21 protein-coding genes are annotated in these 23,642 nt (G+C 44.2%); 12 read left to right on the top strand and 9 right to left on the bottom strand.

The window, feature by feature from the left end:
- Positions 1-442: 442 nt before the first annotated feature.
- The 6 genes from O3603_RS10525 to ileS all read right to left on the bottom strand — a co-directional run bounded on the left by O3603_RS10525 (position 443) and on the right by ileS (position 8,167).
- Positions 443-2,080 carry a dipeptidase gene (locus O3603_RS10525; protein ID WP_371522711.1) on the bottom strand — a complete coding sequence of 546 codons (1,638 nt, stop codon included), beginning with the start codon at positions 2,078-2,080 and terminating at the stop codon, positions 443-445.
- Positions 2,081-2,116: 36 nt separating this feature from the next.
- Positions 2,117-2,323: a hypothetical protein gene (locus tag O3603_RS10520; RefSeq protein ID WP_371522709.1), complete on the bottom strand. Its 207-nt coding sequence runs from the start codon at positions 2,321-2,323 to the stop codon at positions 2,117-2,119.
- 10 nt (positions 2,324-2,333) lie between these two features.
- Positions 2,334-3,281 (bottom strand): DUF4296 domain-containing protein, encoded by a 948-nt coding sequence (locus tag O3603_RS10515; RefSeq protein ID WP_314517886.1) that lies wholly within the window; start codon positions 3,279-3,281, stop codon positions 2,334-2,336.
- Between the two features lie 52 nt (positions 3,282-3,333).
- On the bottom strand, positions 3,334-3,972 hold the full coding sequence (locus O3603_RS10510) for a lipoprotein signal peptidase (protein WP_315087865.1): 639 nt from the start codon (positions 3,970-3,972) through the stop codon (positions 3,334-3,336).
- Complete coding sequence (locus tag O3603_RS10505; RefSeq protein ID WP_009435621.1) at positions 3,972-4,355, bottom strand: molecular chaperone DnaK; 384 nt, start codon at positions 4,353-4,355, stop codon at positions 3,972-3,974. Before O3603_RS10505 ends, O3603_RS10510 begins: the two co-directional genes overlap by 1 nt.
- A gap of 146 nt (positions 4,356-4,501) precedes the next feature.
- Positions 4,502-8,167, bottom strand: a complete 3,666-nt coding sequence (ileS, locus tag O3603_RS10500) for an isoleucine--tRNA ligase (RefSeq protein WP_371522707.1) — start codon at positions 8,165-8,167, stop codon at positions 4,502-4,504.
- A gap of 565 nt (positions 8,168-8,732) precedes the next feature.
- On the opposite strand from ileS, the gene O3603_RS10495 reads away from it, so the two are divergent.
- A complete protein-coding gene (locus tag O3603_RS10495) occupies positions 8,733-9,281 on the top strand; it encodes a hypothetical protein (RefSeq protein ID WP_371522705.1) in 549 nt (182 codons plus the stop codon).
- Positions 9,282-9,295: 14 nt separating this feature from the next.
- Positions 9,296-9,589 carry a helix-turn-helix transcriptional regulator gene (locus O3603_RS10490; protein ID WP_036895624.1) on the top strand — a complete coding sequence of 98 codons (294 nt, stop codon included), beginning with the start codon at positions 9,296-9,298 and terminating at the stop codon, positions 9,587-9,589.
- On the opposite strand, the gene O3603_RS10485 is transcribed toward O3603_RS10490, so the two are convergent.
- The 3 genes from O3603_RS10485 to O3603_RS10475 are packed head-to-tail and all read right to left on the bottom strand — an operon-like array spanning position 9,583 to position 14,506.
- Positions 9,583-10,203 carry an AbgT family transporter gene (locus O3603_RS10485; RefSeq protein ID WP_371522703.1) on the bottom strand — a complete coding sequence of 207 codons (621 nt, stop codon included), beginning with the start codon at positions 10,201-10,203 and terminating at the stop codon, positions 9,583-9,585. The genes O3603_RS10490 and O3603_RS10485 overlap by 7 nt on opposite strands.
- Positions 10,193-10,918 carry a DUF5932 domain-containing protein gene (locus tag O3603_RS10480; protein WP_009435573.1) on the bottom strand — a complete coding sequence of 242 codons (726 nt, stop codon included), beginning with the start codon at positions 10,916-10,918 and terminating at the stop codon, positions 10,193-10,195. Before O3603_RS10480 ends, O3603_RS10485 begins: the two co-directional genes overlap by 11 nt.
- 45 nt (positions 10,919-10,963) lie before the next feature.
- Positions 10,964-14,506: a DUF5112 domain-containing protein gene (locus O3603_RS10475; protein ID WP_371522701.1), complete on the bottom strand. Its 3,543-nt coding sequence runs from the start codon at positions 14,504-14,506 to the stop codon at positions 10,964-10,966.
- Positions 14,507-14,915: 409 nt separating this feature from the next.
- On the opposite strand from O3603_RS10475, the gene pfkA reads away from it, so the two are divergent.
- The 10 genes from pfkA to O3603_RS10425 all read left to right on the top strand — a co-directional run bounded on the left by pfkA (position 14,916) and on the right by O3603_RS10425 (position 23,394).
- Positions 14,916-15,893: a 6-phosphofructokinase gene (gene pfkA, locus O3603_RS10470; RefSeq protein ID WP_155716622.1), complete on the top strand. Its 978-nt coding sequence runs from the start codon at positions 14,916-14,918 to the stop codon at positions 15,891-15,893.
- 87 nt (positions 15,894-15,980) lie between these two features.
- Positions 15,981-17,504 (top strand): F0F1 ATP synthase subunit beta, encoded by a 1,524-nt coding sequence (gene atpD, locus O3603_RS10465; RefSeq protein WP_009435631.1) that lies wholly within the window; start codon positions 15,981-15,983, stop codon positions 17,502-17,504.
- A 40-nt stretch (positions 17,505-17,544) separates the two neighbouring features.
- Positions 17,545-17,784, top strand: coding sequence for an ATP synthase F1 subunit epsilon (gene atpC / locus O3603_RS10460; RefSeq protein WP_273540640.1), 240 nt, complete (start codon positions 17,545-17,547; stop codon positions 17,782-17,784).
- A 32-nt stretch (positions 17,785-17,816) separates the two neighbouring features.
- Positions 17,817-18,227, top strand: a complete 411-nt coding sequence (locus O3603_RS10455; protein WP_371522698.1) for a hypothetical protein — start codon at positions 17,817-17,819, stop codon at positions 18,225-18,227.
- 3 nt (positions 18,228-18,230) lie between these two features.
- The gene (atpB, locus tag O3603_RS10450; RefSeq protein ID WP_371522696.1) at positions 18,231-19,343 is read left to right on the top strand and encodes a F0F1 ATP synthase subunit A; all 1,113 of its coding nucleotides are present in this window, start codon (positions 18,231-18,233) and stop codon (positions 19,341-19,343) included.
- A gap of 115 nt (positions 19,344-19,458) precedes the next feature.
- Complete coding sequence (gene atpE / locus O3603_RS10445) at positions 19,459-19,698, top strand: ATP synthase F0 subunit C (RefSeq protein WP_004352373.1); 240 nt, start codon at positions 19,459-19,461, stop codon at positions 19,696-19,698.
- A 55-nt stretch (positions 19,699-19,753) separates the two neighbouring features.
- Complete coding sequence (gene atpF, locus O3603_RS10440) at positions 19,754-20,266, top strand: F0F1 ATP synthase subunit B (RefSeq protein ID WP_009435626.1); 513 nt, start codon at positions 19,754-19,756, stop codon at positions 20,264-20,266.
- A 6-nt stretch (positions 20,267-20,272) separates the two neighbouring features.
- Entirely contained in the window at positions 20,273-20,809 is a 537-nt protein-coding gene (locus tag O3603_RS10435) for a F0F1 ATP synthase subunit delta (protein ID WP_371522694.1), read from the top strand.
- 12 nt (positions 20,810-20,821) lie between these two features.
- Positions 20,822-22,405 (top strand): F0F1 ATP synthase subunit alpha, encoded by a 1,584-nt coding sequence (gene atpA, locus O3603_RS10430; RefSeq protein WP_314868673.1) that lies wholly within the window; start codon positions 20,822-20,824, stop codon positions 22,403-22,405.
- An 11-nt stretch (positions 22,406-22,416) separates the two neighbouring features.
- Positions 22,417-23,394: a F0F1 ATP synthase subunit gamma gene (locus tag O3603_RS10425; RefSeq protein WP_273540633.1), complete on the top strand. Its 978-nt coding sequence runs from the start codon at positions 22,417-22,419 to the stop codon at positions 23,392-23,394.
- The last annotated feature ends 248 nt before the right edge of the window (positions 23,395-23,642 follow it).

The following is a 23,642-nucleotide window of genomic DNA, read 5'->3' as shown; positions in this document are numbered from 1 at the left end:
ATGTGCTTGGTAACAGGTGTTTAAGACAGAATGACACAATGACATATTTTTTGAATGACATATTTCTTAGACATAGGAACATAGTATCAATGTGCTTGGTAACGGATGTTTAAGACATAAGGACATAGTGACATATTGTTTGAATGACATATTATTAAGACATAGTAACATAGGAACACGAATCGTAATAACGAAAGAGTAAAAAGAAGGAAACGCCCTTCTCCATTTGAGAAGGGCGTTTCGTCTTATCCAAGAGAGCCTTTCCTTGCATCAAAGAAACGCCCCCTTCATTTGCAAACAACAATCTTCACTCCCCTCTCCATTCGGAGAGGGGTTGGGGGAGAGGCTTTCCCTTATCTGCAAACAATGGTTTTCACTCCCCTCTCCATTCGGAGAGGGGCTGGGGGTGAGGCTGTAGTTGGGTTGTGTGTGAGGCTTCTTCTTACTTTGTTGGTACAGCATATTTATCGCCAGTCTGCTTGACGATCTCATGCTTCATATAGTCACTATAACCAGGACGAGCCACACGCTCACCAAGACCAGTTGGTGTTTTGAGGAACTTACCATCCTTTTCTGGCTTCACAGCCATATCGTTGTACTTCACAATCAGGTAGATGGCAAGCTGCTTCCAACGTGCAAGCATCTCGTTACTCTTCTGTATGGAGTAGTCGTTAAGATACTTCACTGCGGCGGACTTATCCGTCTTGTACAGGCTAAGAGCCTTTGCTTCCACCTCTGGTTGGGCTGCGAAATAGGCGTTCTCAAGCGAATCGCGCACCGCTTTCAGCGATGGGAAGAGCTGCGAATAACGTGGGTAAACCATGTTACTTACCCAGTTGCAAACCCAGAAAGCATTCTTATCTGAGAAGGTAACAGCGTCTGCACCAGGTGTATTGAAACACTCTGCTCGCTCCGTATTACTACAATAGATAGGCACATAAGCTATCATATTGCCATCGTCGTTACCGAACCATAGGATTCCACCAAGCTCTCTTGGCAACCATGAACGGAGCTGTGCTACGTAAGAGAAACCCGTCTGCTGGGTAGATGTTGGACGCTCGTTGAAATACTTCTTACCATCAACTTCGTATTGAAGTGGGGTAGGGCGATAAGGACAATCCCAATTCCCTTGAGCGACGTCATTGTCTAGTGCGAGTGGAGTACCCTCATAGTGATCACGCATACAAGCCTCCATCATTGCTACATCGAGCTTCTTGTCGGGTGTAATCCATAGTGGCATATCTTCAGCGTTGGCGTCTTTTCCGAGTGCCCAAGGCAACCAGTGCGACATATCTTTGAAGTGATTAAAGTAGCTCCAAACGCGTGCATCGCACCAACGACGGCCTCCGAAGTCGGGCTTTGCATACACCATTTTCCAGTTAAAGTCCTTATCCTTACCAGTAAACCAGCCTTTTGAGCGTGCGAAACTAATGCAGTTTTTAGACGTGATGACCTCTGTTGGATAAGTAGAAAATTGCCCAATGCGACTCTGGTTGGCGTGAGCTGAAATCATGCCATCAGGTATGCGCACTGCAACCCACACCACTTTCTGCTTCTTATCACCGCCACATCCTTGCATCTCAAGCAACCACACTTCATTAGGGTCAGCTATTGTGAAGGTCTCACCCTCGGAGTTATAGCCGTAAGTCTCAGCCAGTGTCGTCATCACCTTGATAGCTTCTCTTGCCGTCTTACTGCGTTGTAAGCCTAGATACATCAGTGACCCGTAATCGATAATGCCGTTTTTATCCACCATCTCTTCGCGTCCGCCGTAGGTAGTCTCACCTATGCTGACTTGGTATTCATTGATGTTTCCGATGACATTGTAGGTTACTTGCGCCTCAGGAATGTACCCGTGGCTCTCGTGCGTGTCGTAATCAATGATCTCACGACGCGCATCTTTAGCATGAGAACCAGCCGGATAATGGCATAAGTTAGTAAACAAGCCGTAATCATCAGCATTGTAAGTAACGAGGACGGAACCATCCTTTGTTGCGCCCTTAGTGGCTATGAAGTTCGTACACGCATAGGTGTATGACATCATAAAAAGCATTGCGAGCGTTGCAAATGACTTCTTCATAAGCTGTAGTTTTTATGTTTTTAATCTGTTCAAAGGTTATTCTATAGGGGTGTTCTGTCGATAGGCACGGAGCGTCCCATCGCTGTCTTTGCGCACATCAATCGTTCCGCTCATCCATTCAGTCATAGCCTCTTCGTGCGTGAAGGGGTATATCTCCGTGACAACTCCAGCCTCGATGACAACGATAGCTTGCTCGATTGTCTCGTTGGGAGTGTGGATGAAGTTCGCTGCTATGCGTCGCATCTATTCAAGTTTATTGTGTCCTCTTTACAGGTAAGCCCCTTTCACGCATAGCATCAGTGGGAGTTCGAGGGGGACGATCCCCCTGTGCAGGTGCCGAACTGGGGTTTACAGGTGTTCCACCGATTGTTCTTATTGGGTCAGAAGTATTCGTTGAATCACCAGGATTGACGTTCTCTTGCTTGCGAACGTGCATTCGGACGAGTTGAATGTTATTAAGAATTAACATCTTAAAGGTGGTAGTTGGCTCTTGACCCTTTAGCATCATGAAGTAGCCACGGATGTTTTTTATCCGTAAAGAGTCGCCTCCATCCACCATAAGCGTTTGATGAGAATCAGAGGAGATGTGCGTGTATTGCGTTGTAATACTATCGTTGGTGAAGGTGACCGCCATAACAACTACAGCGTCACGCATACCATCTTGTATGATAAACTGCGAATCGAAATTGAGCATTAAGCGGTCGCCTTTATGAAAGGCGGTATCTGCTTTGATCTCAAAAGTTTCTTTGTTAACAGGTGCGTAAGGGGAGAGAATGAGCGAGCGAGCGCCTTTCCATATATCAGTAGTGTCACCTTTGGAGGTGATAGTGCCGTATTGTGATAGCTCAGACTCCGATGCGCCCTCTGCACGAGCTTGGTCTTCAAGACGCTTGGAGATGTCTACATACATGTCATGAAGTTCCTCGGTGTGACGTATATAGTACTTTAGGGAGTTGTCAAACTGCGCCTCCGTCACATCGTACTTCTTCATGACTGCCAGCTTATAAGCCTTTTGCTGTGTTGCAGAAGTATTACTATTATTTGCCATTGCCATCGCTAGGTGATAGTCATATAGTATATCTTCCATTTTCGACGGCTGTATGTATTCGGATGGAATAGATGGTTTACAACCCACGAAAAAGGTTGTGAGTAGTAATCCACAAAGGGCTGTAAGCAAGTGGGTTATATATCTATCTCTCATTCTCATTAGGCTTTTGATCCTCTCAAAACTCCTCATTCAACATTCCTAACTCCTAACTCTTCTCTGGTATCCAACCGTTGAAGTCCTTTCTAAAAAACAATAGAATGGTGATGACACCCACGCTTATGCAGGCATCAGCAAAGTTGAAGACAGGGGAGAAGAAGACGAATGATTGTCCACCACATAAGGGCATCCAATCAGGGAAGGTACCAGTAAAGAGGGGGAAATAAAACATATCAACTACCTTGCCCATAAGCATTGGTGCGTAGCCTTCTCCCCATGTGGTAAGGGTCGAAGGAACGGCTCCCTCTATATAATAAGGTGTAGAGGCTGTGAATATCTGACCATATATCAACGAGTCGAAGATATTACCAGCTGCACCTGCACATATCATAGATAAGACTACAATATACGCCATTCTCGCACCCTTCTTGATACGACCTCGAACGTACCATATCAATCCGGCGACTGCGAAGATACGGAAGAAACTGAGGAACAACTTGCTTCCGAGCTCCATTCCCCATGCCATACCATTGTTCTCAACAAACTCTATCTGGAACCAATCAAATATATGAATTGACTCCCCCAAGGTCATGTTTAGCTTGACAGCTAACTTAATGGCTTGATCGATGATAAGCAATAACACGATCAAAGAAGCAGCCGTCAAGCCCTTTTTCTTATTACTATTCATTAATGTTGTTTATTAGCTTCCTTTGATGCTACACTTAGTGTTGCATGAGGGACGACACGCAGACGTTCCTTCGGAATAAGCTCTCCTGTGATACGATCTATGCCATAGGTCTTATTGTCAATACGCATGAGTGCAGCTTGAAGACCCTTTATGAACTTCTGTTGACGCTGTGCCATCTGTACGAGTTCCTCCTTTGTTTGACTCGAACTACCCTCCTCTAATGCCTTATAGGTGGGTGATGTGTCATTGACATCATTGGTGTTCTTGTTTGTAAGAATCTTCATGGTCTCTTCGTAATCAGACTTAGCTATGGCTAATTTGTTGTTTACTATCGTGCGAAACTCCTCGAGTTCCTCATCGGTATAACGCTTTTTAGTCTCCATAAGGTGTACAATGAATTAGGTTATTAAACATTATCTGAGATATAGCAAAGTGGGTTTTGGAATCCTGATGGAGGATGGGTGCATGGTTGATACACCCATCCTGTCAGGCTTTCGAGCGTTCACAAGGATACGCCCCACTATGTTCTTTAGTCTTTTTGGATGTCTATATGAAGTTTAAAGTCGTCGAATTCAACCTCAGTACCAGCGTTTTCAGCCAGTGAGATGGCGTTCGCTAATACCTGTGTCTTTATCAACTCACCAAAAGACTCTACTGCCTTCGCAGCTTCCTCATTAGGTTCGATGATAACAGATATGCGGTCGGTAATCTCGAGACCAGTCTCTTTACGGAGGTTCTGAATGCGGTTAATCAACTCACGAGCCATTCCCTCGCGGCGCAACTCATCGGTTAGTTCCACCTCAAGTGCCACAGTTAGGTTGCCTTCATTGCTCACTAACCAGCCCGGGATGTCCTCTGATATGATGTCAACATCGGCTGCTTCGACCTTGATAGGCTGTCCTTCCAACTCGAAGTTGAACTCACCAGTAGTCTCCAAAGCAGCTATCTCATCTTGAGACAGTGTATCCATACGTGCTGCAACGAGCTTCATCAGCTTACCAAACTTCTTGCCCATGACACGGAAGTTGCACTTTACTTTCTTTACCAAGATGCCTTGTCCCTCAACAAAAGAGAGTTCCTTCACATTCACCTCATGCTTAATAAGGTCGGCAACAGCCTCTATATGCTTCTTCTGAGTGCTGTCTATGGCTGGAACCATTATCTGTGCTAATGGTTGGCGAACCTTTATATTGACCTTACGACGCAATGCCAAGACCATAGAAGTAATGCGTTGCGCCATGTCCATACGTGCTTCAAGGTCAGTATCAATGACTGCCTCGTTTGCAACAGGCCAACGATCCAAGTGAATACTCTCGCATTCTCCACCTAAATCTCTATACAGTTGATCTGCATAGAATGGTGCGAACGGAGCCAAGAGACGTGCTACTGTCATCAAGCAAGTATATAAGGTGTCATACGCACTCTGCTTGTCTGCACTCATCTCTTTGCCCCAGAAGCGTTTACGATTCAGTCGGACGTACCAGTTACTGAGGTCGTTATTAACGAAGGAGTCGATGAGTCGACCTGCACGTGTTGGGTCGAAGCCCTCTAACTCGGCTGTAACACCTTTAATCAAAGAGTTCAGCTTAGAGATAATCCAGCGGTCGATCTCTGGTGCGTCAGCCTTAATTGCCTTGCAGCTTGTTGGTTCGTAACCATCGACGTTAGCGTATAGAGCGAAGAAGCTATACGTATTATATAAGGTGCCGAAGAACTTGCGTCGACATTCATCAACGCCCTCTGGATCGAATTTCAGGTTATCCCAAGGCTCGCTATTGGTCATCATGTAGAAGCGAACAGGGTCTGCCCCGTACTTATGAAGCATCTCAAATGGGTCGGTAACATTGCCTACATGCTTACTCATCTTATTACCCTTTGCATCCAAGACAAGCCCTGTTGAGATCACATTCTTAAATGCAACTGAGTCGAAGACCATGGTTGCTATGGCATGAAGAGTGAAGAACCAACCACGTGTTTGGTCAACTCCTTCATTGATGAAGTCGGCTGGGAAGAATGCAGGAGGTACAGCTATTCCCTCGTAGGTAGAGTGTACCAAGGCATCACGATAGGCTGCTTCGCTCGTACCCGTAGCCTTGAGACCATCAGAATTAATCTCTCCTTCGAATGGATAATGCAGCTGTGCGTATGGCATAGAACCGCTATCAAACCATACATCAATCAAGTCGCTCTCACGGTGCATAGGCTTACCCTCGTCGTTAACAAGTACGATGTCATCCACATAAGGGCGATGGAGATCTATCTTATCATAGTTTTCTTTGCTATAATCACCCACTACGAAGCCTACTTCCTTCAGTGGATTCTTCTCCATGACACCTGCTGCAACCGCCTTCTCTATCTCATTGTAGAGTTCTTCTACTGACCCAATGCACTTCTCGCCACGGTTGTCATCACGCCAGATAGGTAATGGTGTACCCCAGAAACGAGACCTACTTAGGTTCCAGTCATTCAAGTTCTCAAGCCAGTTACCAAACCTTCCTGTACCCGTAGATGCCGGTTGCCAGTGTATCGTCTTATTGAGTTCCACCATGCGAGCCTTGCGTGCCGTATCCTTAATAAACCAGCTATCTAGAGGGTAATAAAGGATTGGCTTGTCTGTACGCCAGCAGTGTGGATAGTTGTGAACATGCTTTTGGATGTTGAAAGCAGAGCCTTCTTGCTTCATCTCCATACAGATGATGATGTTCAGATCTTCAGCCTTTTCAGATGCTTTCTTGTCCCATACTCCATTTGGATTAAAGCGTGGGTCGTATGAATTCTTTACGTAATCGCCTGCATGATGGGCGTATGCTTCCTTATTGATACACGCTTTTACGAAGTTCTGATCAAGCTCATCAAGGGTGTAATACTTACCTTGGAGGTCGACCATAGGGCGTGTTTCACCCTTCTTCGAGATAAGATATAGCGCAGGAATATTCGCATCCTTTGCCACCTTAGCATCGTCAGCACCGAAGGTAGGAGCGATATGCACGATACCAGTACCATCCTCTGTCGTAACGTAATCACCGAGGATAATGCGGAAAGCCTCGCTCTCCATCTCAACGAACTCGTCGCGTCCTTCCTCGCCCATAAATACCTTCTCTGGGTGAGCCGTCGCATAGTCGTTCACGAATTGAGGTGCAAATTCGCCTGTCTTCTCCACTGGTTTCACCCAAGGCATGAGCTGTTTGTAATGCAAACCCTCCAATTCTGTACCCATCACACGCCCTACGACACGATAAGGAACATACTTGTCGCCACGCTCGAAAGCAGGTAATTCGCCTCCATCAGTTACCTCGCCTTCTGGTTTCAGATAGGCAGCTACACGGCTGGCAGCCATTACCAAGGTTACTTTCTGTGCATCGTAAGGGTTGTAAGTCTCGATGATAACATATTCAATCTTCGGTCCGACGCACAGCGCAACATTAGATGGTAAGGTCCAAGGAGTGGTTGTCCATGCAACAAAACAAGGCTTACCCCAAGTCGACTGAGGCAATTTTGCCTTCTCTGCCAATGCCTTCCAATCCTCTTCAGGGATAGCGAATTGCGCCGTAACCGTGGTGTCCTTGACATCACGATAACAGCCTGGTTGATTCAACTCATGGCTTGATAAGCCCGTACCAGCAGCTGGGGAATAAGGTTGGATAGTATATCCCTTATAGAGTAACCCTTTATTATAAAGCTGCTTCAAGAGCCACCATAAGGTTTCAATATATTTGTTGTCATAAGTGATGTAAGGGTGTTCCATGTCAACAAAGTAGCCCATCTCTTCCGTAACTTGTTGCCACTCTGCGGTGAACTTCATTACGTTCTCACGACACTTATGATTATAGTCTTCAGTGGAAATATATCGTTCCGAGTTATGGTTATCGATGTCCTTTTTGGTGATACCAAGCTCCTTTTCAACACCCAATTCGACGGGTAGTCCATGCGTATCCCAGCCTGCTTTACGGTGCACCTGATAGCCTCGCATCGTCTTATATCGGTTGAAGGTATCCTTGATGGAACGTGCTAGAACATGGTGAATACCCGGATGTCCGTTAGCCGAAGGAGGCCCTTCAAAGAAGATAAACTGCGGTTCTCCCTCTCGTTCGTCAATACTCTTGTGGAAGATGTCATGCTTCTCCCACTCCTTCAACATGTCTTGGTTTGTCTGAACAAGGTCAAGTCCCTTGTGTTCGGCGAATTTCTTTGCCATATTATCGATGTTATTTTGCTTATATTCTAAATACGTGCAAAGATACAAATAACAACTGATACTACCAAATTTTACTGACAGGTTGCTGTGGTGGAGAGGCTTAGAGGGGATTCAAAATACAATGTCCAGGGTTCGAGGGCATGATGAGTTAGACATAATGCCACAACGACATATTGTTTTAATGACATATTATTAAGACAGAGCAACAGGTTTTTTAGACATAATGCCACAACGACATATTGTTTTAATGACATATTATTAAGGCATAGTAACATAGTAACACGAATCGTAATAACGAAAGAGAAAAAATAAGGAAACGCCCTTCTCAAATGGAGAAGAGCCTTTCTTCCTATCCAAGAGAGCCTTTCTTCAATGTGAAGAAACGCCCCCTTTGTTTGCAAACAATGGTCTTCACTCCCCTCTCCATTCGGAGAGGGGACGGGGGAGAGGCTGTAGATGATAGGGAGTGAGGCATTCTTTACATGTGAGATAAGCGATAAAAATACAACTCAAAAGTTGTATTTCTGAAGGATAATACTTACCTTTGTAGCACAAACTACTGAGTATGACATTCGATAAGATTATAGATAATGGTAAGTTATGGGCAGTTCGTTATGAGGAGGAAACCGATAATGAACTATTCAAGTTGTTTGCTCAATGGAGTGATGTAGAGTATCTTCATCAGTTCTTTAAGGCTAATTGGAATGACCTTATAGCCTACTTTAAGGTTACTGATATTCGACAAGCAATAACAGACACCATCGATGATAACGAGCAGTTGCAATGCCTTATGTTGGAGCTAAAGGATGATACCAACTTGGAAGGAATATTCCATCCATTGGAGAATTATCGCACTTCAGAAATGCTATTAGGCAAAGAGAAGGCTAAACCGAAACGCAAGGAGCGCCATTCTTCATGGTTACGTATTTATGCGATAAGGCTTTCCGAAGGGGTATATGTTATAACGGGTGGGGCAATAAAACTAACTTTCACAATGGAGGAAAGGACTCATACGAAGCTGGAACTGCATAAGTTAGAACGGGTAAGACGCTTTCTTCTCGAAGAAAATATTATTGATAATGATTCATTTGACGATTATGTCAACACTTTATAGTATAGGAGGTAGATATGAGCAGGATTACAAATAGATTAGAGAAATACCAATCTTCCACTCCTTCAAGATGGCGGGAAGAGGCAGAGTATAGGGTAGAGAACAGGGCATGGTTACGACATTCTCAGTATATAGCTATGCTGATGTTAGAGAAAATGGATGAATTGAGTCTTACGCAAAAAGCCCTTGCTGAGCGCATGGGATGCACTCAGCAATATGTCTCAAAGATATTGCGTGGGAAGGAGAACTTATCTATTGAGACTCTTTCAAAGATTGAATCGGCTCTATCTCTGCGCCTTCTCACCTATTGAAACACATATCGGATGGACATATATAGTTGGGTGGCAAAGATGTAGATAGGGACATAACGGGCTGAACGGAGGAGTCCATAGACGAGCATATCGTGCATACTAGTGACGCTGTTGATGGTTCCGCTCGTTATACCATAGGATATGGACATGATAAGAAGGATAAAGGATAGAGCGGGGATGAGGCTCACGGAGAAGCTACTGGGGTAGAGTTGACCTGTCACACTCAGTAAGATTGCGTGTGGAACAAGCGTCAGTAAGACCATTACCACTATAAAGACTATGAACTCAGCAAGGGCTATGCGCAGTCCCATTCGCTCTCGATAAGCCAAGGAGGAACGCTGTTGTGGTGTTCTGGAGAACCTTTGTCGTAAGGCTTTCAGGAACTTTGTGCGTAAGAAAGCACCCCCAGCAATACTCATCACAATGAAGTAAATGAGCCAAGGAGTTAGTTGGTTATTAACGAACGAACCGAAGAACCAGCGTATACCCTCACTACTCAAGAGAGAGTGAAGAGCCCAGTCTGGATTGGCAGCAGTTATTAACCATGACAGTAGGATGACTGCTATCTGTGCCAAGAAAAGCACTATGACAACATAACCTAACTTATTCCTCATCAGCACGGAGATTATCAATATCGATGATGCGAAGCTCTAATGCGCGCACAACAAGGCGTGTGGCATTGACGCTCATACCCTTATTTCCTTCAGGAAAGAGCTTTTGTACGAGTTCGTTTTGGCGTTTCTCAAGGCTCTTCACACCGAATGGCATACCTCGAAGATTGGTTATTTGCTCCTTCGTGTAACCGAGTGCAAGGTGTCGAAGGAAGCGTTCGTCATACTCGTCAATCTCGTATCCTACCATCGCTTCTTGGTGCATTAGCATGCTATTCACGCTCTGTTTGAAGCGCGAAACAATCTTTTCTAGGATGGGCTGATTGAATACTAAGCGTTTACCAGACATCACACTCGATACGTCACCACGGGTAAGTAACTCCCCACTCTTTAGACAGATACCATCGGTGCCAGCGTCTAACACGTCCACCCAAAGCTTCTCATTGAGTATCTCACCAGTAAAGATTAGCACCTTAACGTTGGGATATACCTCCTTAGTCTGCCTACAGATCTCTACGCCAACAGTAGTTGATCCACCCAAACCAAGGTCTAGTAGCACTAGATCGGGTAGTTGTTGCTTTAGTAACTTCCAGTATGCTACCTCGTTTTCAGCCGTTCCGATGATTTCAGCCTCGGGTATTTCATTGCGGAAGATACCTTCCGTACCTTTCAATTCGAGTGGTACATCCTCCACAATTATTACTTTGAAATTCTCCATCTTATGTCCTTTTATCTTTTAATTAGGTGTTTCTTATTTTATTTCTTAGGCTTTCGCTAATGTAATCTGTATCTCTGTTCCTTCCTCCGTAGGCTTTGCTATGATACCACAGCCACGCCTGTTGGTTGCTTCACCATTGTCTCTTACTATCTGCCGACAGCTGAAGAACATCATTCCCTGTGCTTGTGGCGAGAATAGCTCACGGCATTCTTCTGCCGAGAGGTGCATGGATGAGAGTTGAACATGCAGTATGACATACTGCTTCTGATGCTCTTCTGCGGTAATGCGGAGGGGTTGGTTCTGATTTTCGGAGTAGAGTATATCGAATAGATAAGCAATCATTACAGGGTCGCCAGCCACTGGTGGAATAGGAGCCAAGGGCTGTTTGAACTTGTTTTCAGGCACGAGTGTGGCGATGTCAACGCTCTTTGCCATGAGTTTGATAGCCCTCACCTGGTGCATGGCTTGCTGACTTAACAGACTATAAAGCTCTTTGTAATATACAGCTAACTCATCTATAGCCTCCAACTGACTATCGGTGTCGGTTTCAACTAGCTGTCGGATGCGTGAGGGATAATACATTGTCTCGTGCTTGAGAGTAGACAGGCAGTTGTCGAGAATACTATTACTAATATGCAAACGCTCGTTCTCGTATTCCACACAATGCACCTCGTCTTCCAGTGCCTCGATGTCGGCTTTACTCTTTTGGCTTGCTTCCTGTGATGCTACCAGGGCTTCCCTGATTTGCTGAACAATGTTCCGTAGGCGTTCTGGGAGGCGGTCGCTATTGACACGATCAACCTCTTTGAGCTTCTTCTCCACGCTTACATCACTCAAGAGAACGGCATTGATGTGCTTAATTTGCTCTATGCAGAATTGGAAAGTAAGCCTATGACGATAATACATCACGTAATATACGGGAAGAATAGACAATAGTAAGAGTACCAAGAGAGCGATAGCTACGTTCTTATTGGTCTCTGACTTCATCATCATTCGGCAATACTCGCCCAGCGAACTATCGGCTGATCGCTCCTTGAAGAGGTGTGTGTAAACGTTATTATTGTACTTGTATAGGTCCCATTCATGCAGAGCTAGGGCAGCAACAGCACTCTCGTTACGTATATCAAGTATCACCCTGTAGTCGACGGGGACGTCAGCATGAAACCACTTAATCTCTGCTGGCACATTTGAAAGGCTTCCTATGCGTTGCATGAAGAGCTTTCCATGCGGATACAACTTATGATATTGCTGGTTAATATAGTATCGGCACGTGTCAGCAAAGCGTAGAGTCTGCTCGTACTGACCATTGATATTACTGAAGTAAGCCGAGTCTGCATAGATACCAGCTAGTGTCATGTAGTCTTTTCGGGCTATGGCTGTAGCCTTATCATTGTTCCTTTGAGGGCGAGCCTGTGCCGTGCATAATGATGAAAAGGCGATGAGTAGGAACAAAAGAACGCGACTCACGCCCTTAGGTAGGCGGAAGAAGAAGCGTGAACCCTTGTTTTCTTCACTCTTAACACCTATCTGGCAGACTGTAAATATCTGACTTATCTTGCGGTATTTATTGATGATTCCATTGCAATTCATTAGTCCGAAACCATGCGAAGTGCTGTCTTTTTGATCGTGGATAGGCTTTCGGTCGAATAGATGTTGCTGTGTTTCCTCATTGATGCCACATCCTGTATCCTCCACAGAAAGCTCCACATAGTCGGCTTCTTCTACTGCTTTGATACATACCTTGCCCCCAGCAGGCGTGAACTTACGGGCATTGTCGGCAAGAGTATTCACCATGAAGAGCGTTAAGATACGATCGGCTTTAACAATGGCAGTTGTATCCTCCACCTTTAGCTGTACCCCCTTTAATTGGAAAGCCATACGTCCTTTCTTCACAATGTCGAACACCTGCTGTACAGGGAAGCTCTCAATGTGTAACGATAGTCGCCCTTGTCGGAGTTGAATCCACTCTGTCAGCGTCGAATTAAGGTTGTTGATCATGTCCGTGAGTTCCCTAATATAGGTGTAACGTTCGCTTCTCACCGCCTCAGACTCGCCTCCCCTCTTCAGCTTGTTAATCTCATGTAGCATTCGATTGATGAGTGGCATGATGCTGTTAACCAATGATACCTTCGCACGTTGCTCTAGGTAGCGACGCTTATTGTCGATAAGATGAATGTTACTAATGGTGAGTTGCTCCGAAACCTCAGTGTATTCGTCATCGAGCTGAGCCATATAAGCGATGTTATGGTGCTTCCATTCTTCCAAAGGCAAGAGCAGTTTGTTGAGCTCCGATTGGTTATCAGCGCGCCTACGGAGGTAGTGGAAGATGATTAACAGCGACAGGATGACAATGATGATAAGTCCGATAGCAATAATCATGATGTTCAACTGCTGTGAAGTAGAGTCCAGTTGATCAGCACGTGCTTCGTAGTATCGGTCCTGACGGGTCTGTTCCTGCAAGTCAAGATATATGTTTCTGTTATAGTCACTCGCCTGTTTATTGTCTATAGCAGAGTACACCACGCTTAGTTGTTCACGAATAGAAGCCACCAAGTCGGGGGCTTGATTGATTGCAGGGTTCTGTTTCAAAGCATTCTGCAAGCAGATAAGTGCAGAGCGATAGTCCTTTATCTGCCAGTAACAAGACGCTAGTGTACGATAAGAACCAGCTGTTTGATAGACGTCACCATACTTTTGGAAGATACTTAAAGAGCGTTCGGCGAGGTTACCAGCAATAAGACTATCGGGCAAGTTACCCACTTTCAGGTATTTAAAAGAGGGCAGATTATCACGAATAAGCGCCTCTCTACTCTTGTCGTTCACCAAATGTTCGCTTAGAGCCTGCAATGAGTTTGCCTCCCAATAAGGGTAGTTATGATGGATAGCCAGCATGTAACAGCGAATGAGATAATCGAACTCCTTTTGATTAATCTCCTCTTGTTTACCCTTTGTAAAGATACCTCCTGCGCCCACATTATATAAGTATGCGAGTAGTTGAGGCATATCCGTTTGCACCTCACCATCGGGGTTGATGGCAGAAAGAGCACGCACGGAGGGTTGCTCCAAGCCGACATAATAATAATAAGTAGAGCTTACTATGGCATATTCCGAACGGGCATATACCATCCGACGTCGCTGTCTATCGGTTAAGAGACGCTTATCCTCATTGATACGTAAAAAGCGTTTGTTGGCTTCCTCGTTATAGTCATAATACTCCTTATTGTTCGACTCCCTTTGGCAAAGACGCATCATTTGTATGTCGGCAACAAGCAGTTCCACCTGGTCATCCGTGCTGCCCATCACCTCATTGAGAGTAGCGTATGCCTTATCAAAGTGCATTTGCATGAGATAGACAAACGCAAGATTATTCAGTGCTTCGGCCTTACCAGTGTTGTAACCATTCGACAAGGCGAGGGCTTGCTTCGCATAGATTTTAACCGAGTCAAGATTCCTGTAATGTGCAGCATAAGCCTTGTCATTATAGTCATCCACCTGTTGTCTATGTGGAGCATCGCATGCCGAGAAGAACAGAAGTAGGCAGATAGCTGCCAAGGACATAATTATCTCTTTTGTTCTGTTCGTCTTCATCTGTTGTAAAAAGTATTCGCCATCAATCGAAATGATTTGTGAGACAAATTTACGAAACTTTTCTTAAACAGCTTACAAATGCTCTTATTTAATTCAAAAATCATCATCCAGCGTTTAAAATGATGATTATTTCGAGTTGACGAGTTGTTGAGTTGACAAGTAAGGGAAAATGTCTGATGCAGTAAGAAGGCGTTTCTTCCTATCGAAGAGAGCCTCCCTTTAATGCCAAGAAAGGCTCTCTTCAATAGCAAGAGAGCCTCTTGTTGATACCTGTTAAGGATGTCTGATAATCGATATAAGCAATATTTTTTTTAGACTTAACCACAACTTTTTGTGATCAGTGTTGCTTTTCTCTTATTTATTTCTTATCTTTGTGCGTGATTTAATAAATGGTTTATAGCACAAAGAGATGGCTAGAATAAAGACAATAGGTATTCTGACTTCAGGAGGCGATGCGCCAGGAATGAACGCTGCAATACGTGCGGTGACAAGAGCTGGTATATATAATGGATTCAATATCAAGGCTGTCTATCGTGGATATGATGGTTTGATAACAAACGATATAAGACCTTTTACAACAGAGAATGTGAGTGGTATCATCGGACAAGGTGGTACGATTCTCAAGACAGCACGCTCAAAAGGCTTCGCAACAGTGGAAGGTCGGCAGACAGCTTACGACAATCTCGTGGCTGAAGGCATTGATGCTCTTGTTGTAATAGGTGGTAATGGCTCGTTGACAGGCGCTATGAAGTTCGCACAAGAGCATGACTTCTGTTGCATTGGATTGCCTGGTACGATTGACAACGACCTCTATGGAACAGATAGTACCATTGGTTACGATACGACAATGAATACAATCATGGAGTGTGTAGACCGCATTCGTGATACTGCGCAGAGCCATGAACGAATCTTCTTCGTCGAAGTGATGGGTCGTGATGCAGGCTTCTTAGCACAGAACTCGGCTATTGCAAGTGGTGCAGAGGCTGCTATCATCCCTGAAGACTCAACTGATGTTGACCAGTTAGCACGCTTTATGGAGCGTGGAATACGCAAGTCTAAGAGAAGTTGTATCGTCATTGTATCAGAGAGTCCGAAGTGTGGTGCCATGTATTATGCCGACCGTGTGCATAAAGAGTTCCCTGATTACGATGTGAGAGTGTCCATCCTTGGACACTTGCAACGCGGTGGTCGCCCTTCAGCACGTGACCGTATCTTAGCAAGCTGTACGGGAGTTGGTGCCGTTGAGGCTATTATGCAAGGTCAACGAAACATCATGGTTGGTGTGAGAAACAATGAGGTTGTTTATGTCCCATTGTCTGAAGCCATCCGTTCGGATAAGCCTTTCGATCGCAAACTCATTAAGGTATTGGATGAACTAAGTATTTAGTCCATTGCTCCGAATGGTCATCTGCAGGAGTGTTACACCTTATTATATATAGAGAGAAGAAATAATAATAAAAAACAAACATATTTTATGTCACAGATTAATGGGCGTATCTCCCAGATCATCGGTCCTGTTATCGATGTATTCTTTGATACTAAGGGAGAGAATCCAGAGCAGGTTTTACCTAAGATTTACGATGCTCTCCGTGTTAAAAGAGCTACTGGACAGGACTTGATTATCGAGGTTCAGCAGCATATAGGAGAGGATACTGTACGTTGCGTAGCCATGGATAATACCGATGGTCTGCAACGCGGACTAGAGGTTGTACCCACTGGTAGTCCGATTGTAATGCCTGCTGGAGAACAGATTAAGGGTAGAATGATGAACGTGATAGGTCAGCCTATCGATGGTATGGAGCCTTTGAAGATGGAAGGTGCATATCCTATCCATCGTGAAGCACCAAAGTTTGAGGATCTCTCTACGCACAAGGAGATGCTTCAAACAGGTATTAAGGTCATCGATCTACTTGAGCCTTATATGAAAGGTGGTAAGATTGGACTCTTTGGTGGTGCTGGTGTAGGTAAGACGGTGCTTATCATGGAGCTGATTAATAACATCGCTAAGGGGCATAACGGATACTCTGTTTTTGCTGGTGTAGGTGAGCGTACGCGTGAAGGAAACGACTTGATTCGTGATATGTTGGAGTCAGGTGTTATCCGATATGGCGATAAGTTCCGTAAAGCAATGGAGGAAGGCAAATGGGATCTATCGTTAGTTGACCCTGAAGAGTTGCAGAAGTCACAAGCAACACTTGTCTATGGTCAGATGAATGAGCCTCCTGGGGCACGTGCATCAGTGGCTCTCTCTGGATTAACAGTTGCTGAGGAGTTCCGCGATCATGGTGGTAAGAATGGCGAAGCAGCCGATATCATGTTCTTTATTGATAATATCTTCCGTTTCACGCAGGCTGGTTCTGAGGTTTCAGCGTTGCTCGGTCGTATGCCATCAGCAGTGGGTTATCAACCTACATTGGCGAGTGAGATGGGTGCAATGCAGGAGCGTATTACATCAACAAAGCATGGTTCTATTACTTCTGTACAGGCTGTTTATGTGCCAGCAGACGACTTGACGGACCCTGCTCCAGCTACAACTTTTACCCACTTGGATGCTACGACAGAGTTAAGTCGTAAGATTACGGAGTTGGGTATATACCCTGCTGTAGACCCACTAGGCAGTACCTCTCGTATTCTTGACCCATTAATCGTGGGAAAAGAGCATTATGAGTGTGCTCAGAGAGTAAAGCAATTACTGCAGAAGTACAATGAGTTGCAGGATATCATTGCTATTCTTGGTATGGATGAGTTGTCAGATGACGATAAGTTAGTCGTTAATCGTGCTCGTCGTGTACAGCGTTTCCTCTCTCAACCATTTACTGTTGCAGAGCAGTTTACGGGTATCAAGGGTGTAATGGTTCCTATTGAGGAAACCATCAAGGGCTTCAATGCCATATTGAATGGTGAAGTTGATGATCTTCCAGAGCAGGCTTTCTTGAACGTTGGTACGATAGAAGATGTGAAGGAGAAGGCTAAGCAACTCCTTGCAGCTACGAAGTAATGGGCTTCCATACCGAAATAGAATAATAATAGGATTGTCTATGCTGACACTTAAAATAGTATCTCCCGAAAGAATTGTTTATACTGGTGAAGTTGATAGTGTGCTAGTTCCTGGCACAATGGGGCAGTTTGAGATTCTCAATGATCATGCTCCTATTATCTCAACATTGGTAGAAGGCAAGGTTGTCTATAGTACGAAGGGCACGAAGAACGAGCTTCAAATCGTTGGCGGTTTCGTCGAGGTGAAGAAGAATGAGGTGAGTCTTTGTGTGGAGATATAAAGAGGGTTGTTCCTTAGAAACGGGCTTTTAGAATGGTGGATTATAATAAGGTGTATAAGAGATATTACAAGATGAACGTATGGATCATCTTTGCGTTATATCTTGTGGGTTTACTTGTTGCGCAGGTGACAACACATTCCTACTATCTTAATATGCTAATGGTAAGTGCATTATTCTCCCTTATCACAGCCTCAATTTATGGAGGAGCTTGGAAAGCAATAGCGGCTAAGTCGCCAGCAGTATTGGGTAAGTTTTACCTTGCTGGTTCGGCTTTGCGTATGTTACTAGCCTTCCTTACGATTTTGGTTTATGCCATTATCGTAAAGGAGCGTGTAATGATTCTGAGCTTTGCGGTCATCTTTATGATTTTCTATCTAGTGCTATTAGCATTTGATACCATCTATTTTTCTAAAGTAGAAAAGAACAATAAAACTAATAATTGACGAATGAAATATCTCAAGCATTTGCTTTGCATGGCTGTAATGCTGTTCTTTCTCTTACCTGGTGCAGCTGCATCTGAGAGTAAGGGAGGCGGTGTGGACTTGCAAGGCATATTGTGGGGACACATCAAAGACTCCTATGAGTGGCATATTACGAATATAGGAGATAAACCTGTCATCATCAATCTTCCAGTTATCGTGAAGACATCAGATGGTTGGTATACAGGTTGGGCAGAAGACTTTGAAGAAGAGCCTTTAGAGCATGGTCCACACGCTGGTTATCGTCCTTGTAAGAATAACCCTAACTTGTTTATAGCGACAAAGGGGGATTATGAACGACGTATTGTTGAATTGAAACCAGATGGAACAGAAGTGCGCCCATTTGATATATCAATTACGAAGTCGGTGTGTGTACTCTTTATAGATGCTATTCTTCTGTTACTTTGTATATTGATACCAGCACGCTGGTGTCGCCGTCACAAGGTTACAGATAAGGCTCCAAAGGGATTCACTGGATTGATGCACATGTTCGTGATGTATGTCTATGATGAGGTGATAAAACCGACATTGGGTAAGGAAGCAGATAAATATGCACCTTACTTATTGACCTGTTTCTTCTTCATCTTTGTGGCTAATGTCATGGGTATTGTACCATTCCCACCGGGTGGAGGAAACCTCACGGGTAATATTACAATTACCTTCTTTTTGGCTATCTGTACCTTCTTAGTAACCAACTTCTCGGGTACGAAGCATTATTGGAAGGATATCTTTTGGCCAGATGTACCCGCATGGTTGAAGGTGCCAGTACCTTTGATGCCAGTGATTGAGATTTTTGGTATCTTCACAAAACCCTTTGCATTGATGGTGCGTCTCTTTGCTAATATGATGGCAGGACATGCTATTGCATTGGCTTTGACCTGTATTATCTTCATCATGGCGATTATGGGTATTGTACTTAGTTCTTCCATGACCATTGTGAGTGTGGGAATGAGTATCTTTATGATGCTTTTGGAGATACTTGTTAGCTTCATTCAAGCATTGGTATTCACGATGTTGAGTGCTGTATTTATCTCTTTGGCACGAGTTCATGAGCCTGCAGAAGAGAAGGTGAAAGCCTAGGGAAGTGAGGATAGAGTGGGGAGTTAATCCTCTGGAATAGTAGTAAGACCTCCCTAATCTATCATGAGTAACGGAATAAATAATAAGAAATAATTAATATTAAAAGTAAAAAACTATGTTGACATCATTGTTATTAGCAGCAGAGACTGCAAAGTTAGGCGCCGCAATCGGTGCAGGTATCGCAGCTGTAGGTGCAGGTCTTGGTATTGGTCGTATCGGTGGTCAGGCTATGGATGCTATGGCTCGTCAGCCAGAAAAGATCGGTGACCTTCGTTCATCAATGATTATTGCAGCCGCATTGGTAGAGGGTGTTGCCTTCTTTGCTGCTATCATCGCCCTTCTCTGCGTATTCTAAACAACGCATGAGGAGTTAGTTAATAAGAGTAATAAGAAAAGTAATTTAGCAGCTTATGTCATTATTATTGCCAGATAGTGGTTTGCTCTTTTGGATGACAATTGTCTTTCTGGTGGTCTTCTTCATCCTATGGAGATGGGGCTTCCCTTCCATTATAAAGATGGTGAATGAGCGCAAGAACTATATAGATGAGAGTCTAGCAAAAGCAGAGGAAGCTAACTTGAGGCTTGCTAATATTCAGAAACAAGGTGAGGAGCTGCTTATGGAAGCACGCGAGAAACAGGCGCAGATACTTCGTGAAGCGTCTCAAACGCGTGATACCATAGTCGAACAGGCTCAGGAGAAGGCGCACGAAGAGAGTGCTCGAATCCTATCAGAAGCCAAGGCTGAGATTGAGAGTCAGAAGCAGGCGGCTATACGTGATATTCGTACACAGGTAGCTGAGTTGTCTGTACAGATTGCTGAGAAGATTCTTCGCAAGCAGTTGACAACATCTGCAGAACAGGCTCAACTCATCGATAGCTTATTGGATGAAGTTGCTTCTTCTAACGGAACAGAAAGTAAATAAACGCTTATGGATACAGGTGTAATATCGGTTCGTTATGCTCGTGCGTTATTCAAGGCTGCTTGTGAACAAGGGCTTGAAGACAAGATATATGCAATTATGCAGACCCTTGCTCAGGCTTACTTGCAAGTAAAGGATTTACGTGTGACTATCGAAAGTCCGATGCTTCCTAAGGATAAAAAGCGCAAGCTATTGGAAGTAGCCTGTGGTGACAACTGTCCCGAGTTGGTTAGTAACTTCCTTTCCCTTGTACTGAAGGAGGATAGAGAAGACCTATTACAGTTAATGGCAAATGATTATGTTTCTCTGTACAGAAAGCATAAACATATTATCCAGGGTAAGGTCATCACTGCTTCGCCCGTCTCTGAAGAGACAGAGAAGAAGATGAAAGCATTGGTGGAAGCCCGTAGTCAGGGAACTGTTGAGTTCAACACAGAAGTTGATCCATCGCTTATTGGGGGATTCATACTTGAGTATGATACTTATAGGATGGATGCGAGTGTGAAGAACAAACTGAATGCTATCCTCACACAATTAACAAAGTAATAAATTAATAACATGTCAGATAAAATTAAACCAAGTGAGGTGTCTGAGATTCTTGTAAAGGAATTGCAAGGCATTAACTCAGAGGAGAAGTTTGATGAAGTCGGCACCGTGTTGACCGTTGGTGATGGTGTAGCACGTGTGTATGGTCTTCGTAACGCTGAAGCCAATGAGTTGCTTGAATTTGAGAATGGCACTATGGCTATTGTCATGAACTTGGAGGAAGACAATGTCGGATGTATTCTTCTTGGTCCTACAACGGGTATCAAGGAGGGACAAAGCGTAAAGCGTACACATCGTATTGCCTCAATTCGTGTGAATGACAACTTCTTGGGACGTGTGGTAAACCCTCTGGGAGAAGCTATTGATGGTAAAGGTGATATAGACTTGACCGACTCTTTCGAGATGCCATTGGACCGCAAAGCTCCTGGTGTGATTTATCGTCAGCCAGTGAAAGAACCTCTCCAAACAGGTTTGAAGGCTGTCGATTCAATGATTCCTATTGGTCGTGGTCAGCGTGAGCTTATCATTGGTGACCGTCAGACTGGTAAGACTGCTATTGCTGTTGACACCATTCTCAACCAAAAGAGTTTCTATGAGCAAGGTAAGCCAGTATATTGTATTTATGTTGCCATTGGTCAGAAAGCATCTACAGTCGCAACATTAGTGCAGAATCTAAAGGAACGTGGTGCATTGCCATATACGATTGTCGTGAGTGCAACAGCGGCTGATCCTGCTGCTATGCAATACTATGCTCCATTTGCAGGAGCCGCTATTGGCGAGTATTTCCGTGATCGTGGTTACTCTGCCCTTGTCGTTTATGACGACTTGTCAAAACAAGCTGTTGCTTATCGTGAGGTATCTTTGATTCTTCGTCGTCCATCTGGTCGTGAGGCTTATCCAGGTGATGTATTCTATCTACACTCACGTCTTTTGGAACGTGCAGCACGTATCAACGATCAGCAAGAAATTGCCGAGAAGATGAACGATCTACCAGAGAGTATGAAGGGACATGTTAAGGGTGGCGGTTCTTTAACAGCCTTGCCAATCATTGAGACGCAAGCTGGTGACGTATCAGCCTACATTCCAACGAACGTGATTTCCATTACCGATGGTCAGATTTATCTTGAGACAAACCTTTTCAATCAGGGCTTCCGACCAGCTATTAACGTTGGTATCTCCGTATCTCGTGTAGGTGGTTCTGCACAGGTGAAGAGTATGAAGAAGGTGGCGGGAACACTGAAGATAGATATGGCACAGTATCGTGAGCTAGAGGCATTCTCAAAGTTCTCTTCTGATATGGATCAAGTGACAGCAATGACACTAGACCGTGGTCGTAAGAATAACCAGCTATTGATACAACCTCAGTACAGCCCAATGCCAGTAGGAGAGCAGATTGCGATACTCTATTGCGGTGTACATGGTTTGATGCGTGATGTTCCTGTTGATCAGGTTCGCCATTGTCAGGAGCAATTCCTTGATAGTATGCGTTCTTCTTATGCCGATGTTATCAGTTCCCTTGCTGCAGGTCAGTTGGAAGATTCTTCTATAAAGGTAATTGAGGAAGTCATGGGCAATATTGCCGGACAATATAAATAAGACAAGAAGAAATGGCATCGTTAAAGGAAATAAAGACTCGCATAGCCAGTGTCCAAAGCACGCGTAAGATTACGAGTGCAATGAAGATGGTTGCATCGAGTAAGTTGCATCATGCACAGAATGCAATCGAGAATATGCTCCCTTATGAAGCGATGCTCGAGCATATTCTCAAGGCTTTCCTTGTCTCGACACCGAATACTGAGACTCCTTTTGATGTACAGAGACCTGTGAAGCGTGTAGCCTTACTTGTGTTCTCTTCTGATAGTTCGCTTTGTGGTGGATTTAATGCGAATGTCATCAAACTCATGCAGCATACAATCGATGATTATCATGCTCAAGGTTTAACTAACGATGATATTGTTATCTATCCAGTTGGAAGAAAGGTTGCAGAAGCGGCAAAGAAGCGTGGTTACACTTGTGTTTGTCCGTATCCACACCTTGCTGATAAGCCTAATTCGGAAGAGTGTCGTAATATTGCGAAGGAGCTTGGTCAGAAGTGGCTAAAAGGTGAGTTTGATAGGGTAGAGATGATTTATCACCACTTTAAGAGTGCTGGTAGTCAGATTCTACAGTCTAAACCTTTCTTGCCAATAGATCTCAGTGAGGAGTTAAATCGTGATAATGAGCGTGACCTATCATCAGATATTTCAACCAAAGCAGCGCAAGACTATCTGAAGAAAAAAGGGCAAGCCAATCAGCATAAAACTGATAGTGAAGTGGTTGTTCCATTGAATGATGACTTCATTGTGGAGCCTGATTTACCTACTGTATTGCAGGCTTTGGTACCAAAGTTACTCCATCTCATGGTTTATACAGCCCTTTTGGATAGTAATGCGTCAGAGCACGCTGCCCGTATGGTGGCTATGCAAACAGCAACGGACAATGCAGATGAATTACTTCGTTCGCTCAACTTGCAATATAATAAGTCGCGTCAGGCAGCTATTACATCCGAGTTATTGGATATTGTCGGAGGTACGGTGAATAATTGATTTTGCCATTGCATAGTATTTGTGATGGGATATTATCTTATAAAAAAGGTACAGACTTCTTTATAGTCTGTACCTTTTCTATTTCCAAAGTATGAAGAAGATAGTAATCAATGCGATGATTGCTTTAAACGATAGAAAGATTCTGACGACTATTTTACAGGAATAGTTCCATCGTTTTAATAAGGTCTTTAGGACAGCTCGCTGAGAACTACTTGACCTAACAAAGAAGCTCTCGCAACTGATTATAA

Source organism: Prevotella sp. 20925_1_30 (assembly GCF_041433025.1).
GTDB lineage: Bacteria > Bacteroidota > Bacteroidia > Bacteroidales > Bacteroidaceae > Prevotella > Prevotella vespertina.
Note: the sequence above shows the minus strand (reverse complement) of the source record. Positions and strands in the feature narration are given on the sequence as shown.